Origin of the sequence: Streptomyces sp. NBC_01788 (genome assembly GCF_035917575.1) — a bacterium.
Classification (GTDB): Bacteria; Actinomycetota; Actinomycetes; order Streptomycetales; family Streptomycetaceae; genus Streptomyces.
In genome coordinates, this window is the sequence record NZ_CP109090.1 from 2,242,956 (window position 1) to 2,259,686 (window position 16,731).

At 73.1% G+C, this 16,731-nt stretch carries 11 protein-coding genes; 7 read left to right on the forward strand and 4 right to left on the reverse strand.

The annotated features are described in order from the left end of the window. The first annotated feature begins 22 nt into the window (after nucleotides 1–22). Entirely contained in the window at nucleotides 23–928 is a 906-nt protein-coding gene (locus OIE49_RS10365) for a chitosanase (RefSeq protein ID WP_326802068.1), read from the forward strand. A 181-nt stretch (nucleotides 929–1,109) separates the two neighbouring features. Here OIE49_RS10365 and OIE49_RS10370 read toward each other — a convergent pair whose 3' ends face one another. The 3 genes from OIE49_RS10370 to OIE49_RS10380 all read right to left on the reverse strand — a co-directional run bounded on the left by OIE49_RS10370 (nucleotide 1,110) and on the right by OIE49_RS10380 (nucleotide 8,315). After that, nucleotides 1,110–2,573: a glutamate synthase subunit beta gene (locus tag OIE49_RS10370; RefSeq protein ID WP_326802069.1), complete on the reverse strand. Its 1,464-nt coding sequence runs from the start codon at nucleotides 2,571–2,573 to the stop codon at nucleotides 1,110–1,112. Then, entirely contained in the window at nucleotides 2,566–7,077 is a 4,512-nt protein-coding gene (gene gltB / locus OIE49_RS10375) for a glutamate synthase large subunit (RefSeq protein WP_326806185.1), read from the reverse strand. Before gltB ends, OIE49_RS10370 begins: the two co-directional genes overlap by 8 nt. Nucleotides 7,078–7,583: 506 nt before the next feature. Continuing rightward, nucleotides 7,584–8,315, reverse strand: coding sequence for a VIT1/CCC1 transporter family protein (locus OIE49_RS10380; RefSeq protein ID WP_326802070.1), 732 nt, complete (start codon nucleotides 8,313–8,315; stop codon nucleotides 7,584–7,586). A gap of 281 nt (nucleotides 8,316–8,596) precedes the next feature. Here OIE49_RS10380 and OIE49_RS10385 point away from each other — a divergent pair, with 281 nt between their 5' ends. The 6 genes from OIE49_RS10385 to OIE49_RS10410 are packed head-to-tail and all read left to right on the forward strand — an operon-like array spanning nucleotide 8,597 to nucleotide 15,581. After that, the gene (locus OIE49_RS10385; RefSeq protein WP_326802071.1) at nucleotides 8,597–9,700 is read left to right on the forward strand and encodes an ADP-ribosylglycohydrolase family protein; all 1,104 of its coding nucleotides are present in this window, start codon (nucleotides 8,597–8,599) and stop codon (nucleotides 9,698–9,700) included. Further along, nucleotides 9,697–10,938 (forward strand): ADP-ribosylglycohydrolase family protein, encoded by a 1,242-nt coding sequence (locus OIE49_RS10390; protein ID WP_326802072.1) that lies wholly within the window; start codon nucleotides 9,697–9,699, stop codon nucleotides 10,936–10,938. The genes OIE49_RS10385 and OIE49_RS10390 overlap by 4 nt, the downstream gene beginning before the upstream one ends. Nucleotides 10,939–10,946: 8 nt before the next feature. After that, nucleotides 10,947–12,134, forward strand: coding sequence for an ADP-ribosylglycohydrolase family protein (locus tag OIE49_RS10395; RefSeq protein WP_326802073.1), 1,188 nt, complete (start codon nucleotides 10,947–10,949; stop codon nucleotides 12,132–12,134). Continuing rightward, a complete protein-coding gene (locus tag OIE49_RS10400) occupies nucleotides 12,122–13,513 on the forward strand; it encodes an ADP-ribosylglycohydrolase family protein (RefSeq protein ID WP_326802074.1) in 1,392 nt (463 codons plus the stop codon). Before OIE49_RS10395 ends, OIE49_RS10400 begins: the two co-directional genes overlap by 13 nt. After that, nucleotides 13,510–14,727 carry a CaiB/BaiF CoA transferase family protein gene (locus OIE49_RS10405; protein ID WP_326802075.1) on the forward strand — a complete coding sequence of 406 codons (1,218 nt, stop codon included), beginning with the start codon at nucleotides 13,510–13,512 and terminating at the stop codon, nucleotides 14,725–14,727. The genes OIE49_RS10400 and OIE49_RS10405 overlap by 4 nt, the downstream gene beginning before the upstream one ends. After that, nucleotides 14,724–15,581, forward strand: coding sequence for an HpcH/HpaI aldolase/citrate lyase family protein (locus OIE49_RS10410; protein ID WP_326802076.1), 858 nt, complete (start codon nucleotides 14,724–14,726; stop codon nucleotides 15,579–15,581). The genes OIE49_RS10405 and OIE49_RS10410 overlap by 4 nt, the downstream gene beginning before the upstream one ends. Before the next feature lie 59 nt (nucleotides 15,582–15,640). Here OIE49_RS10410 and lgt read toward each other — a convergent pair whose 3' ends face one another. Further along, the gene (gene lgt / locus OIE49_RS10415; protein ID WP_326802077.1) at nucleotides 15,641–16,648 is read right to left on the reverse strand and encodes a prolipoprotein diacylglyceryl transferase; all 1,008 of its coding nucleotides are present in this window, start codon (nucleotides 16,646–16,648) and stop codon (nucleotides 15,641–15,643) included. Nucleotides 16,649–16,731 lie beyond the last annotated feature (83 nt).

The following is a 16,731-nucleotide window of genomic DNA, read 5'->3' on the forward strand; positions in this document are numbered from 1 at the left end:
CAGGGCCGTACGGGTATCTGTCATGAGACGTTCTGGAATATTGCTTCTTGCGGCCGCTCCGGTTCTCGTGCTGGCGGTGCTGCTCGCCTTCGATCCGCGGGACCCGGAGCCGTCCCCGGCGAAGCGGCACTCGGCCGCGGACGAGTCCCGCGAGGACACCAGGAGGCGGGCCGAACGGCTGGAGGAGCTCCAGGACGACAAGGTGGTCGCCGAGGCGCCGCCGGGGCTGGCCGCGCCCGCGAAGAAGGAACTCGCCCAGCAGCTCGTGGCGAGCGCCGAGAACGCCACGCTCGACTGGCGCGGCACCTACGGCCACATCGAGGACGTCGGCGTCGGCGACGGCTACACCGCGGGGATCATCGGCTACTGCACCGGCACCCACGACCTGCTCACCCTGGTCGAGCGCTACACCAGGGCCCACCCGGACAACGGCCTCGCCCCGTATCTGCCCGCGCTGCGCAAGGTCGACGGCACCGACTCCCACGAGGGCCTGGACCCGGGCTTCACCGCGGCCTGGAAGGCGGAGTCGGAGCGTCCGGCCTTCCGCAAGGCGCAGGAGCGGGAGCGCGACCGCTCCTACTTCGGCCCGGCCGTCCGTCTCGCCAAGCTCGACGGCCTGGGCACACTGGGCCAGTTCATCTACTACGACGCGATGGTCTTCCACGGCCCCGGCGTCGACGAGGACGGCTTCTACGCCCTGCGCGAGCGTGCCCTGAAGGAGGCCGACACCCCGGCGGCGGGCGGCCGGGAGAAGACCTATCTCGACATCTTCCTCGACATGCGCCGCGAGGCCATGGAGGCCCGTGGGACGAACCGTGACACCAGCCGTATCGACACCGCCCAGCGGCAGTTCCTGTACGACGGGAACATGGATCTGAAGACGCCGCTGGTGTGGAAGGTGTACGGGGAGACCTACAAGGTTCCCTGAGTCCTCGAAACTTGGACCTTGGGCCTTGGAGCTCCGGGACATGCAGCAGCGCCTGCCCTGTGTCCGGTCGGGGACTGGGCAGGCGCCGCCTCGGGGGGTCTGGGGGTGTCCCCCAGATATCCCGCCCACACGCCTTTGTGCGGGACGTACATGAGTGACCGTCAGGTCACAGTCCTGGCCGTCAGGCCGTCAGCGAGCGGTCCGTCGGCCGGATCGGGGCCGGCAGGTCGCCGGCCCCCATGAGGTGGCGGTCGACGCCGCGGGCGGCCGAGCGGCCCTCGGCGATCGCCCACACGATGAGGGACTGGCCGCGGCCGGCGTCACCGGCGACGAAGACACCCGGCACGTTGGTCTGGAAGTCCGCGTCACGGGCGATGTTACCGCGCTCGTCGAGTTCCAGACCGAACTGGTCGACGAGGCCGTTCTCCCGGTCGGTTCCGGTGAAGCCCATGGCGAGGGTGACCAGCTGGGCCGGGATCCTGCGCTCGCTGCCCGGCTTGGGTGCCGGCCGGCCGTCCACGAACTCGACCTCGGCCAGGTGCAGCCACCGCACATTGCCGTCCTCGTCGCCCTCGAAGCGGGTCGTGGACGCCGAGTAGATCCGCTCGCCGCCCTCCTCGTGGGCCGAGGTGACCTTGTACAGCAGCGGGAAGGTCGGCCAGGGCTGGTCGACGGGGTGCCGCTCGTCGTTCGGACGGGGCATGATCTCCAACTGGGTGACGGAGGCGGCGCCCTGGCGGTGGGCGGTGCCCACGCAGTCGGCGCCCGTGTCACCGCCGCCGATGACGACGACGTGCTTGCCCTGAGCCGAGATCGGCGCCACCACGTAGTCGCCCTCCTGGACCTTGTTGGCCAGGGGCAGGTACTCCATCGCCTGGTGGACGCCGCCCAGTTCGCGGCCGGGGACGGGCAGGTCGCGGGCGGTGGTGGAGCCGGCGGCCACGACGATCGCGTCGTAGCGCTTCTTCAGGTCGGTCGCCGTCAGGTCGCGGCCGATCTCGACGCCCGTACGGAACCGGGTGCCCTCCGCGCGCATCTGCTCGATACGGCGGTTGATGTGCCGCTTCTCCATCTTGAACTCGGGGATGCCGTAGCGCAGCAGGCCTCCGACGCGGTCGGCGCGCTCGTAGACGGCGACCGTGTGGCCCGCCCTGGTGAGCTGCTGGGCGGCGGCCAGGCCCGCCGGTCCTGAGCCGATGACCGCGACGGTCTTGCCGGACAGCCGCTCGGGGATGCGCGGGGCGATGTCGCCGTTCTCCCACGCCTTGTCGATGATCGAGACCTCGACGTTCTTGATGGTGACCGGCTGTTGGCTGATGCCGAGCACGCACGCCGACTCGCAGGGCGCCGGGCACAGCCGGCCGGTGAACTCGGGGAAGTTGTTCGTCGCGTGCAGCCGTTCGGAGGCGGCGGCCCAGTCCTCGCGGTAGGCGTAGTCGTTCCACTCCGGGATCAGGTTCCCGAGCGGGCAGCCGTTGTGGCAGAACGGGATGCCGCAGTCCATGCACCGGCCGGCCTGCTTGCTGATGATCGGCAGCAGCGAGCCGGGGACGTGGACCTCGTTCCAGTCCTTCGTGCGCTCCTCGACCGGACGGTACGCGGCGACCTCGCGGCCGTGGTTCAGAAAGCCCTTCGGGTCAGCCATGGATCGCCGCCTCCATCATCTTCTCGGTGATCTCGGTCTCGGTCAGACCGGCCCGCTCGGCGGCGTCCTTGGCGGCGAGCACTGCCTTGTACGTACGGGGGATGATCCTGCTGAAGCGCTCCACCGCGGTGTCCCACTCGGCGAGCAGCTTCCCGGCGACGGTCGAGCCCGTCTCCTCCTGGTGGCGGCGCACCACGTCGCGCAGCCACTGCCGGTCGGAGTCGTCCAGCGCCTCGACCGCGTCGGCGTTGCCGGGGTTGACGTTGTCGCGGTCGAGGTCGAGGACGTAGGCGATGCCGCCGGACATGCCGGCCGCGAAGTTGCGGCCGGTCTCGCCGAGGACCACCGCGTGGCCGCCGGTCATGTACTCGCAGCCGTGGTCGCCCACGCCCTCGGAGACGACCAGCGCGCCGGAGTTGCGCACGCAGAACCGCTCACCGGTCCGGCCGCGCAGGAACATCTCGCCGCCGGTCGCGCCGTAGGCGAGGGTGTTGCCCGCGATGACGCTGTACTCGGCGAGGTGTTCGGCGGCGCGGTCGGGGCGGACCACGATCCGGCCGCCCGAGAGGCCCTTGCCGACGTAGTCGTTGGCGTCGCCCTCCAGGCGCAGCGTGATGCCGCGCGGGACGAAGGCGCCGAAGGACTGGCCGGCGGAGCCGGTGAAGGTGATGTCGATGGTGTCGTCGGGCAGTCCCGCGCCGCCGAACTTCTTCGTCACCTCGTGGCCGAGCATGGTGCCGACCGTGCGGTTGATGTTGCGGATGGCGACCTGGGCGCGCACCGGCTGGGCGCCGGCGGCGCCGGGCGCGGCCAGGGAGTCGGCGGCGAGCCTGATCAGCTCGTTGTCGAGCGCCTTCTCCAGGCCGTGGTCCTGGGCGGTCACCTGGTGGCGCACCGCGCCCTCGGGCAGCTCGGGCACGTGGAACAGCGGCTCCAGGTCCAGTCCCTGCGCCTTCCAGTGGTCGACCGCGCGGGTCACGTCGAGGACCTCGGCGTGGCCGACGGCCTCCTCGATGGAGCGGAAGCCCAGTTCGGCGAGGAGTTCGCGGACCTCCTCGGCGATGAACCGGAAGAAGTTCACGACGTGCTCGGCCTGGCCGGTGAACCGCTCGCGCAGCACCGGGTTCTGGGTGGCGATGCCGACCGGGCAGGTGTCCAGGTGGCAGACGCGCATCATGATGCAGCCGGAGACGACCAGCGGCGCGGTCGCGAAGCCGAACTCCTCGGCGCCGAGCAGCGCGGCGATCACCACGTCGCGGCCGGTCTTGAGCTGGCCGTCGGTCTGCACGACGATCCGGTCCCGCAGCCCGTTGAGCAGGAGCGTCTGCTGGGTCTCGGCCAGGCCCAGTTCCCAGGGGCCGCCCGCGTGCTTCAGCGAGGTCAGCGGGGAGGCGCCGGTGCCGCCGTCGTGGCCGGAGATCAGGACCACGTCGGCGTGCGCCTTGGAGACGCCCGCGGCGACCGTGCCGACGCCGACCTCGGAGACCAGCTTGACGTGGATCCGGGCCCGCGGGTTGGCGTTCTTCAGGTCGTGGATCAGCTGGGCCAGGTCCTCGATGGAGTAGATGTCGTGGTGCGGCGGCGGGGAGATCAGGCCGACGCCGGGGGTGGAGTGCCGGGTCCTGGCCACCCACGGGTAGACCTTGTGGCCCGGCAGCTGGCCGCCCTCGCCGGGCTTGGCGCCCTGGGCCATCTTGATCTGGATGTCGTCGGAGTTGACGAGGTACTCGCTGGTCACGCCGAAGCGGCCGGAGGCGACCTGCTTGACGGCGGACCGGCGGGCCGGGTCGTAGAGGCGGTCCGCGTCCTCGCCGCCCTCACCGGTGTTGGACTTGCCGCCGAGCTGGTTCATGGCGATGGCGAGGGTCTCGTGCGCCTCCTTGGAGATGGAGCCGTACGACATGGCGCCGGTGGAGAAGCGCCTGACGATCTCGGAGACCGGTTCGACCTCGTCGACGGGGACCGGCGCCCGGCCGGAGGCGAAGCCGAACAGGCCGCGGAGCGTCATCAGGCGCTCGGACTGCTCGTTCACCCGGTCCGTGTACTTCTTGAAGATGTCGTAGCGGCCGGTGCGCGTGGAGTGCTGGAGGCGGAAGACCGTCTCCGGGTCGAACAGGTGCGGCTCGCCCTCGCGGCGCCACTGGTACTCGCCGCCGATCTCCAGCGCGCGGTGCGCCGGGGCGATGCCGGACGCCGGGTAGGCCTTGGCGTGGCGGGCGGCGACCTCCTTGGCGATGACGTCGACGCCGACGCCGCCGATCTTGGTGGCGGTGCCGACGAAGTACTCGCCGACGAAGGCCTCGTCCAGGCCGACGGCCTCGAAGACCTGGGCGCCGCGGTAGGAGGCGACGGTGGAGATGCCCATCTTGGACATGACCTTCAGTACGCCCTTGCCGAGGGCGTGGATCAGGTTGCGGATGGCGATCTCGGGCTCGCCGCCCGGCAGGAAGGTGCCCGCGCGGACCAGGTCCTCGACGGACTCCATCGCCAGGTACGGGTTGACCGCGGCGGCGCCGTAGCCGATCAGCAGGGCGACGTGGTGGACCTCGCGGACGTCGCCGGCCTCGACCAGCAGGCCCACGTGGGTGCGCTGCCTGGTGCGGATCAGGTGGTGGTGGACGGCCGCGGTGAGCAGCAGCGACGGGATCGGGGCGTGCTCGGCGTCCGAGTGGCGGTCGGACAGGACGATCAGGCGGGCGCCGTTGCCGATGGCGGCGTCGGCCTCGGCGCAGACCTCCTCGATGCGCGCGGAGAGCGCGTCGCCGCCGCCGGAGACCCGGTACAGGCCGGAGAGGGTCGCGGCCTTGAAGCCGGGCATGTCGCCGTCGGCGTTGATGTGGATGAGCTTGGCCAGCTCGTCGTTGTCGATCACCGGGAAGGGCAGGACGACGCTGCGGCAGGAGGCCGCGGTGGGCTCCAGGAGGTTGCCCTGCGGGCCGAGCGAGCTGCGCAGGGAGGTGACCAGCTCCTCGCGGATCGCGTCCAGCGGCGGGTTGGTGACCTGCGCGAACAGCTGGGTGAAGTAGTCGAAGAGCAGCCGCGGGCGCTCGGAGAGGGCCGCGATCGGCGCGTCGGTGCCCATGGAGCCGATCGGCTCGGCGCCGCTCTTGGCCATCGGCGCGAGCAGGACGCGCAGCTCCTCCTCGGTGTAGCCGAAGGTCTGCTGGCGGCGGGTGACGGAGGCGTGGGTGTGCACGATGTGATCGCGCTCGGGCAGGTCGCCCAGTTCGATCTCGCCGGCCTGGACCCACTCGGCGTAGGGCTGCTCGGCGGCGAGGGCCGCCTTGATCTCGTCGTCCTCGATGATGCGGTGCTCGGCGGTGTCGACGAGGAACATGCGGCCGGGCTGGAGCCGGCCCTTGCGGACGACCCTGGCCGGGTCGATGTCGAGCACGCCGACCTCGGAGCCGAGGACGACGAGGCCGTCGTCGGTGACCCAGTAGCGGCCGGGACGCAGGCCGTTGCGGTCGAGGACGGCGCCGACCTGGGTGCCGTCGGTGAAGGTGACGCAGGCCGGGCCGTCCCAGGGCTCCATCATCGTGGAGTGGTACTCGTAGAAGGCGCGCCGGGGCGGGTCCATGGCGTCGTGGTTCTCCCACGCCTCCGGGATCATCATCAGCACGGAGTGCGGCAGTGAGCGTCCGCCGAGGTGGAGCAGTTCCAGGACCTCGTCGAAGGTGGCGGAGTCGGAGGCGCCCGGTGTGCACACCGGGAAGATCCGCTCCAGCCTCTCCGCGGGGCCGAAGAGGCCGGAGGCCAGCCGGGACTCGCGGGCGCGCATCCAGTTGCGGTTGCCCTGGACGGTGTTGATCTCACCGTTGTGGGCCACGAAGCGGTACGGGTGCGCGAGCGGCCAGCTCGGGAAGGTGTTCGTGGAGAAGCGGGAGTGGACGAGCGCGATGGCCGAGGCGAAGCGGCGGTCGGACAGGTCCGGGAAGAAGGGCTCCAGCTGGCCGGTGGTGAGCATCCCCTTGTAGACGAGGGTGCGGGCCGACAGCGACGGGAAGTAGACGCCGGCCTCGCGTTCGGCGCGCTTGCGCAGCACGAACGCCTTGCGGTCCAGGGCGATGCCCTCGCTCACACCGTCGGTCACGAACAGCTGGCGGAAGACGGGCATGGTGGAGCGGGCGGTGGCGCCGAGCAGTTCGGGGGCGACCGGGACCTCGCGCCAGCCGAGGACGGTCAGGCCCTCGTCGCCGGCGATGGCCTCGATGCGCGTGACGGCGTCCTCGGTGCCGTCCCCGGGCAGGAAGGCGATGCCGACGGCGTAGGCGCCGGCCGCGGGAAGTCCGAATCCGGCCACCTCGCGCAGGAAGGCGTCGGGCACCTGGGAGAGCAGACCGGCGCCGTCGCCGGAGTCGGGCTCCGAGCCGGTCGCGCCGCGGTGTTCCAGGTTGCGCAGAACCGTGAGCGCCTGCTCGACCAGCGCATGGCTCGCCTCACCGGTGAGGGTGGCCACGAAGCCGACGCCGCAGGCGTCGTGCTCGTCGCGGGGGTCGTACATGCCCTGCGCGGCAGGGCGGGCATCCATGAAGGCCCAGTTCTGGCCGTTCGAGGAATGCTGGGACGGCTGGCGCGGCATACGCATCGGCTCTCCCGTCGTCGTCATGTGGCTGGGGGTCCCTCCCAGGCCGTTCAGGCTCTGGGGGAGGAGTGCCGAGGGACGACGTTGGCCCTCTGCCGGAAATGCGAGATTTCGTGCAGATTACATGATGGAGCGTTTCTCAAGAATCGGAAACCGCGTTCCAGCATGCGGGCACCTCGGGCTGACGGCGGGGGTACCGCGCCCGGCGGTGAAGGCTGTGGGGGCGGCGGACGAGATCGGTCGGATCGGTGTCCGTCGGCCCGGGAGGAACAGGGAGGGCGACGTCGCCCGGCCCTGCGCATGCGCGACAGGCCTCGTTGCCTGCGGGTGCCTACGGCTCATGCCCCGTGGTCGCACGGCCGAAACCAGCGGATGAGCGGGTAATGACGCACTTGTGCGACTGACAGCGCACAAGTTCCGGTGCGTCATCCTACGGCGGCACCGAACACGGTGCCCAGCGCGTAGGTCACGCCGGCGGCGGCACCACCCAGGGCGAGCTGCCGCAGACCGCTGTACCACCAGGTCCGCGCCGTCACCCTGGCCACCACCGCGCCGCAGGCGAACAGTCCCAGGAGGGCGAGCAGCAAGGCCGGCCACAGCACGGTGGCCCCCAGCAGGTACGGCAACACGGGCAGGAGCGCGCCGAGCGCGAACGAGCCGAACGACGACACGGCGGCGACCAGCGGGGAGGGCAGGTCGCCGGGGTCGATGCCCAGCTCCTCCCTGGCGTGTATCTCCAGGGCCTGCTCGGGGTCCTTCGACAGCTGCCGGGCAACCTCCTGGGCGAGTCCGGGCTCCACTCCGCGCGAGACGTACAGGGCGGCGAGCTCCCGCTCCTCGTCCTCGGGGTGCTTGCGCAGCTCGCGGCGCTCGACGTCCAGCTCGGCCTCGACCAGCTCACGCTGCGAGGCGACGGAGGTGTACTCGCCGGCGGCCATGGAGAAGGCACCCGCGGCCAGGCCCGCGAGACCGGTGAGGACAATGGTCTCCCGGCCCAGCGCACCGCCCGCCACACCGGTCATCAGGGCGAGGTTGGAGACCAGGCCGTCCATCGCGCCGAAGACCGCGGGGCGCAGCCAGCCACCGTTCACGTCGCGGTGCGTGTGGTTGTCGCGGTGCGCCTCGTGAAGCGTCGCTTCGGTGTCGATGATGGCCATGGCGTGGTCCCCCTGAGAGCTGTGCGAGAACTTAGGTAAGGCTGACTTTTGGACGCGTTCTACTTTTCGACAACACCGAATCTACGCTCGAAATTTCACGGCCGCCAGCAAGGGAAGGCTGGGCTAACCTGCGGTTTTGCACTGGTGTGCTCATCCGTGAATCAGCTCGCACATATGTCGTACGGGTGATGGTGAGGTGCCGGAGGCTGCACCGGGCCCCGCTCCGGGGACAGTTCCGCTGAGGGCTCCCGCCCCTGCGGGGCGTCCCGAGAGGAGAGCCCGTGGGATCGACCATCCGTGCCCCGCAGGCCCCGGCGTCTGCCCCGGCCGTCTCGCGCGAACGGGCCCGCGGCGCGCTGCTCGGCCTCGCCGTCGGCGACGCGCTCGGGGCGCCCGCGGAGAACCTGACGCCGTCCGAGATCCGCGCCCGCTGGGGCCGGATCACCGGCTACGTCGCCGACCGGCCGGCCGGCACGGACGACACCGAGTACGCGATCTTCTCCGGGCTGCTGCTGGCCCGGTACGGCCACGCGCTCACCCCGGCCCGGGTGGAGGCGGCCTGGCGCGGGTTCATCGCCGACCGCGAAGAGGGTCCCTTCCGCGGAGCCGGGTTCAGCGAGCGGGGCACGCTGGAGAACCTTCGCCGGGGGCTGGCCGCCCCTGTCTCCGCCCAGCACCGGCACGCCTGGAGCGACGGGCTGGCCATGCGGGCGGCGCCGTTCGGGGTGTTCGCGGCCGGGCGGCCCGTCGAGGCGGCCCGGCTGGTGGCGATCGACGGCTCGGTCAGCCACGAGGGCGAGGGCCTCGACGGCGGCCGGGCGGTGGCCGCCGGGGTCGCGGCGGCGATGACGGGCGCGCCGCCGGTCGCGGTCGTGGCCGCCGCCCTCGCCGTCGTCCCCGACGACTCCTGGACGGCCCGCTCGCTGCGCCGGGCCACGGCCGCCGCCCACCGCGGCGAACACGCGGTCCGCTCCGCGGTGGTCATCGGCAGCTATCCCTGGTCCGACCTGGCACCCGAGGCGGTCGCCCTCGCCTTCGGCGCGTACGCCGCCGCCGACGGCGACTTCCGCGAGGCGGTCCTCACCGCCGTCAACATGGGCCGCGACGCCGACACCACGGCGGCGGTCGCGGGCGCGCTGGCCGGTGCGACGCAGGGTCTCCCGGCCATTCCGGACGAGTGGGCGCGGGCCATCGGTCCCGTCCGGGGCAGCTGCCTGCCGTCGATGGCGGGCCGGCACGTACTGGACGTCGCCGACCTGCTGGTGACCGCGAGCGCTTCCGCCGGACTCCCCCGTCACGCAGTCCCCGCACGACTTGAGGCACCCCCCGTTCCCGACCGCGCGGCCTACGCCCTCACCGCGGGCGACGAGGAGACCCGGACATGAGCCATCAGACCGAGATGCCGGTCACCGACCACCCGGCACGCCGCGACCACCCGCTCGCGACGCCCGGCCCGCACGCACGCCCCGAGCCACGGGTCCCCCGGCGGCCAAGGGGAGAGGCTCTCGTGACGCGGCGCATCGAAGGGCTGTTGCTGGGGCTGGCCGCCGGGGACGCCGCCGGGTGGCCCGCCGCGCGCCACCGGGCCGCCCGGCTGCCGGAGTGGACCCGGCGCCTCACCCGGGAGCTGGACACCTTCGCCGAGCTGAACGCGACGACGACGCTCCCGGTGCCCATCGCGCTGAACCAGCCGCCCGAGCCGCTGTGCCTCGGCCCCTCCGACGACGCCGAGTGGGCGGTGTTCACCGCAGAGGCCCTGTTGCGGGCGGGGGACGACGAGGCGTTCGGCGACCTCGGCCGGGAGCGGCGAGTCCGGGCCGCGATCGACCTGACCTGGAACGCCGTCGCCGGCGAGGTCGCGGCGGCGGCCGAACGCGCCCCCGAGGCCGGGTCGGTGGTGCTGCCGCTGCGCGCCCGTATCTCCGTGCGGGCCGGGCTCGGCAATCTGGCGACCGGACTGCGCCCGCCCGCCAGCGGGCACGACAACCCGCACTACTTCGACGACGCCGCCTGCGTACGGGCCTGTGTGCTGGCCACCGCCCACCCGGGCGACCCCCGGCGCGCGGCCGGCCTGGCCGAGTTCGACGCCCGCTACACCCAGGACGGCGACGGCGTCCACGGGGCCCGCGCGATGGCGGCGGCGCTCGCCGAGGCGCTGGCGGGCGCGGAGGTCGGGGCGTGCGTCGCGGCGGCGCTGGCCGAACTGCCCGAGCGGACGGAGATCGGCCGCAACGCCCGGCAGGCACTGCGCCTGGCCGGGGACACCGAGAGCGCGTTCGCGCTCGTCCCGCTGCTCGAGCACCGGATCGTCGACCACGTCTACAGCTACGGCATCGCCGCCGCCGAGACCGTACCGGTCGCCCTCGCGCTGGCCACGGCGGCGGAGGGCCGGATCGCCGAGGCACTGCCTGCCGCGGCCTGCCTGTCCCGGATCGCCGACTCCGCCCCGGCCCTGACGGGCGCGCTGACCGGTGCGCTCGGCGGCGGCGAGGCGATCCCGGCGTCCTGGCGCGAGGCCTGCCGCACCCTGTCCGGCTGCGTGCTGCCCCGCCTCACCGGCACCGATCTGGTGGAACTCGCCGGACTCCTGGAAGCCGCACAACCGCCCCGTCCAGGAGGATGATTCCGGGCATGACGCCCAAAGGAGAACAGAGCCGAGGCGCGGTCCGGGACGCGGACCTGGAGGAGCGGATCACCGGCGCACTCGTGGGAGCGGCCGTCGGCGACGCGCTCGGCGGCCCCGTAGAGGGCTACTCCCCCGACCAGATCCTCGAGCGCCACGGCGGCCGCGTGCACGGCGTCGTCGGCCCCTGGCACGGCGAGCAGTGGCGCACCGCCCGCCCCATCGCCCCGTACCACAAGGGCGACGGCCATGTCACCGACGACACCTTGATGACACACGCCCTGGTCCGGGTGTACGCACGCGTCCGCGACCACCTCGACGCCTACGCGATCGCCGACCACCTGGTGCCCGACCTGATGACGAAACCGCGCTGGATCCCGGAGCTCCAGGCCGAGGCGCTGCCGCTGCACCGGGTGTTCCTGGCGGAGAAGTGGCTGGTGGCGCGGCTGCACTACGGCCACGTCGACCCGCGCGAGGCCGGCGCCGGAAACATCGTCAACTGCGGTGCCGCGATGTACATGGCGCCTGTGGGCCTGGTCAACGCGGCCAACCCGGCGGCCGCGTACGCCGAGGCCCTGGACGTCGCGGGCGCCCACCAGTCCTCCTACGGCAGGGAGGCGGCGGGCGTCCTGGCGGCCGCGGTGGCGGCGGCCTGCGCGCCGGGGGCGAGCCCGGACTCGGTGGTGGCGGCGTGCCTGTCGCTGGCGAAGGACGGCACCCGCGCCGCGATCGAGCGGGTCTGCGAAGTGGCCCGTAATTGCACGGACTTCGAGTCGGCGCTCGGCCCGCTGCGGGAGGCGGTGGCACCGTACGACACGGTCGGGCCGGACTACCGGAACCCGTCCCTGGGCGCCCGCCGCCCCTCCCGTCTGCACGCGATCGAGGAACTGCCCGTCGCGCTCGGCATGTTGGCGGTGGCGCGCGGCGACTTCCGGCAGGCCGTCCTCGGCGCGGTGAACTACGGCCGCGACTGCGACTCCATCGCGACGATGGCCGGGGCGCTGGCGGGCGCGCTGGGCTCGCCCGTCCCGGAGGACTGGGCGAAGACGGTGGCCGAGGCCAGCCGCCTGGACCTGTGGGAACCGGCGCGCACGCTGGCCGGGGTGACCCGGGAGATCTTCGAGAAGGACGTACGGCGGCGGCGCGCCCACGAGCGGGCGTTCGCCGGGATGGGAGGTCCGGAATGCTCCGACTGACCTGGGTCCAGCCGGAGGACCTGCTCGGCCACGAGCTGCGCCAGGCGGTGCAGGACGGCCGCGAACCGTCGGCGATCGCCGCCCGCTGGCGCGCGGCGGGCGGTCCCGAGGCCCCGGCCCGCGCGGGCGCGTCCCCTGGGCGCGCCTCCCGCTATCTGCGCCTCCTGGCGGAGGACCTGCTGGACGAACTGGCCGAACTGCCCAGCCGGCTGGCGGACGCGGAACCGACAGACCCGGCCGCGATCGAGGCGCTGTGCCCGAACTGGCCGAAGCAGCCGGTAACTTCCGCCCCCTCGGTGACTGCCGAGCGCCTGGAGGCGGCCTGGCTCGGCCGGGCCGCGGGCTGTCTGCTGGGCAAGCCCGTGGAGAAGCTGCCCCTGACCGGCATCCGCCAACTCGCCCGGGCCACCGGCAACTGGCCCCTGCACACCTGGTTCACCGCCAGGGGCGTACCCGAGGACCTGGCCGTCGCCTACCCCTGGAACCGCCGCTCGGCGGCCCACTGTCTGGCCGAGAACATCGACGGCATGCCCGAGGACGACGACCTCAACTACCCGCTGCTCAACCTCCTTCTCCTGCAGCGGCACGGCAAGCGGTTCACGACCGCCGACACCGCGCGCCTCTGGCTGGACGAACTCCCCGCCGGCCGTACCTTCACCGCCGAACGCGTCGCCTACCGCAACCTGCTGCTCGGCATCGAACCCCCGCACACCGCCCGGCACCGCAACCCCTTCCGCGAGTGGATCGGCGCCCTGACCCGTGCCGACGTGCACGGCTGGACCAACCCCGGCGACCCGGCGGCCGCGGCCGCGCAGGCCCACCGCGACGCCGCCCTGACGCACACCGCGAACGGCGTCTACGCCGCGATGTTCGCCGCCGCCGTCATCGCCGCCGCGGCGACCGGAACCGACGACGTCCACACCTGCCTGGCCACGGGCCTGACCGTCGTGCCGCCCGGCTCCCGGCTCGCCCGCGCCGTGCGCCACGCCGTCCGACTCGCGCGGGAACACGAGGACTTCGACCGGGTGGTGGACGAACTCCACGCCGTCCACGCCGACTTCCACTGGGTGCACGCCGTGCCCAACACCGCGCTGATCGCCGCCGCGCTGACCCACGCCGACGGCGACTTCACCGGCTCCGTCTGCCGTGCCGTCTCCGGCGGCTGGGACACCGACTCGAACGGTGCCACGGCCGGCGGTGTCGCGGCCCTCCTCGCCGGTTCCCCGGGCGCGCTGCCCGACCGCTGGACGGCACCGCTCAAGAACCGGCTGGCCACATCGGTGGGCGACTTCGACGGCACCGGATTCGACACCCTGGCCCACCTCACGCACCTGGAGGCCTCCCGTCCCATGAGCGACGCCGACGGGCCCACCTCATGACCACGCCCCACGACACCGCGCCCGACGCAGGCGGCCCGCTCGCCGGTCTGCGCGTGCTCGACCTCGCCACCCTCTTCGCCGGTCCCATCGCCGCCACCATGCTCGGTGACTTCGGCGCCGAGGTGATCAAGGTCGAGCACCCGGTGAAGCCGGACCCGTCCCGGGGCCACGGGCCGTCGAAGGACGGGGTCGGCCTGTGGTGGAAGCTGCTCGGCCGGAACAAGCGCACCATCACGCTGGACCTGTCGAAACCCGGTGGCCGCCGCACCCTGCTGCGGCTGGCCGCCGGCGCCGACGTGATCGTCGAGAACTTCCGGCCCGGCACCCTGGAGAGGTGGGAGCTCGGCTGGCCGGAGCTGTCGGCGGCCAATCCGCGCCTGGTGCTGGCCCGGGTCACCGGGTTCGGCCAGTTCGGCCCGTACGCCTCCCGGCCCGGGTTCGGCACCCTGGCGGAGGCGCTGAGCGGGTTCGCCGCGATCACGGGTGAGCCGGACGCGCCCCCGACGCTCCCGCCGTTCGGGCTCGCCGACTCGATCGCGGGCCTGGCCACGGCGTACGCGGTGATGACCGCGCTCACTGCACGGGAGCGCACCGGCGCCGGCCAGATCGTGGACATGGCGATCATCGAGCCGATCCTGACCGTCCTCGGCCCGCAGCCCCTGTGGTACGACCAGCTCGGCTACATCCAGCCCCGCACCGGCAACCGCACCCAGAACAACGCCCCGCGCAACGCCTACCGCACCAGCGACGGCACCTGGGTGGCGGTCTCCACCTCGGCCCAGTCGGTCGCGGAACGCGTGATGCGGCTGGTGGGCCGCCCGGAGCTGATCGACGAGCCCTGGTTCGCGAGCGGCGAGGAGCGGGCCGCGCACGCCGACCTGCTCGACGAGGCGGTCGGCGGCTGGATCGCCCGGCACACCCGCACCGAGGTCCTGGCCGCCTTCGAGAAGGCCCAGGCGGCGATCGCGCCGATCCAGGACGTACGGGACGTGATGGCCGACCCGCAGTACCGGGCCCTCGGCACCCTGACCACCCTGCACGACCCGGAACTCGGCCGGATGCGCATGCAGAACGTCCTCTTCCGGCTCTCCGCCACCCCGGGTGCGATCCGCTGGGCGGGCCGCCCGCACGGCGCGGACACGGACGCGGTGCTGACCGAACTCGGCCTCACCGCGGAGGAGCTGGCCGCGCTGCGTGCGGAGGGCGCCCTGTGACGGTCACCGCCTTCTGCCCGCTCACCTGGCTGTACGCTCCAGGCGACCGCCCGCACGTCGTGGCCAAGGCGCTGGCCTCCGGCGCCGACGTGGTGGTCGTCGACCTGGAGGACGCGGTCGCCCCGGACCGCAAGGAGTACGCCCGCGCGGCCACCGCCGAGCTGCTGACCGAGCCGCCGCCGGTCCCGGTGCATGTGCGGATCAACGCGGTCGACGGGCCGCTGGCCGCCGCGGACCTGGCGGCGGTGGCGCCCCGGCCGGGCCTTGCGGGGCTGAGGCTGCCGAAGGTGACGTCCGCCGGGCAGGTCGCCCGGGTCGCGGCACGGACGGAGACCGCGCAGGGCCCGCCGCCCGCGGACGGTTCGGGGCCTCCGCTGTACGCCCTCCTGGAGACCGCGCTGGCCATCGAGCGCGCCCACGTCATCGCCTCCGCGCACCCCGCCCTGCGCGGCATCTCGATCGGCGAGGCCGACCTCCGCGCCGACCTGGGTGTACGGCAGGACTCCGGCCTCGACTGGTGCCGCGCCCGGGTCGTCGTGGCCGCCCGCGCGGCCGGTCTCGCCCCGCCGACCCAGTCCGTCCACCCCGACATCCGCGATCTGGAGGGCCTGGCGTCCTCCTGCGCGCACGGCCGCGCCCTCGGCTTCCTCGGCCGCGCGGCCATCCACCCGCGCCAGCTCCCGATCATCGAGCGCGCCTATCTGCCGACCGACCGGGAGCTGGAGGAGGCCGAGACGGTCGTCAAGGCGGCCACCGCGGAGCGGGGCGCGCAGGCCCTCCCGGACGGCCGCTTCATCGACGCGGCGGTGGTGGCGGCGGCCCGGCGCACGCTCGCCCTGGCCCGGCGGTGCTGACACGACGAGGGCGCCCCGGTGACCCGGGGCGCCCTCGTCCCTGTACGTCCGGCCGGACGTCAGTTCTTGCGAACCGTCTCGGCCCCGTCCTTCCCACCGTCGGCCGCGCCGTCCTGGCCGTCGGGGGACGCGTCGGCGGCCGCGCGCGTGTCCTCGGTGTCCTGCGCGTCGTCCGAGCCCCGCTCCCGCGCGGGCTTCTCGTCCTCGGCGTCCGTCCCGGCCTCGGCCGTTGCGCTCTCCTCGGCGGACTGCAGGTCCGGCTCGACCGTCTCCTCGCGGCCTGGCCGGAGCCGGGCCGAGACGATCATGTAGGCCACGGCCGCGAGGAAGAGGATCAACGCGGTCCAGTTGTTCAGCCGCAGGCCCAGGATGTGGTGGGCCTCGTCGACCCGCATGTACTCGATCCAGAACCGGCCCGCGCAGTACGCGGCGACGTACAGCGCGAACGCCCGTCCATGACCCAGCTTGAACCGGCGGTCGGCCCAGATCACCAGCAGCGCGACGCCGACGCACCACAGCGACTCGTACAGGAACGTCGGGTGGTAGTACCCCGGCACGCGGCCGTCCGCCGAGGACGTGATGCGCAGCGCCCACGGAACGTGCGTCTCCCGGCCGTACAGCTCCTGGTTGAACCAGTTGCCCCAGCGCCCGAACGCCTGCGCGATCGCCAGTCCGGGGGCCACGGCGTCGGCGTACGGCGGCAGAGCGATGCCCCGGCGGCGGCAGCCGACCCAGGCACCGAGCGCGCCCAGCGCGACGGCTCCCCAGATGCCGAGTCCGCCTTGCCAGACCTTGAAGGCGTCGACCCAGTTCCGGCCTTCACCGAAATAGAGTTCGTAGTCGGTGATCACGTGGTAGAGGCGACCGCCCACCAGACCGAACGGGACGGCCCAGACGGCGATGTCCCAGGCGGTGCCCTTCTTGCCACCACGCGCGACCCACCGGCGGTCGACGATCCAGAGGGCGACGAAGAGGCCGACGAGGATGCTGAAGGCGTAGCCGCGGAGCGGAATGGGACCGAGGTGCAGCACACCGCGCGACGGGCTGGGAATGTAGGCAAGTTCCATGGCAGGGTCGACGCTACCGCAGCCGGTGCGGCGGCACGGCAAGCGGCCCGGCTACGGGTCCATAACGGGCGGCTCGTGCCTCA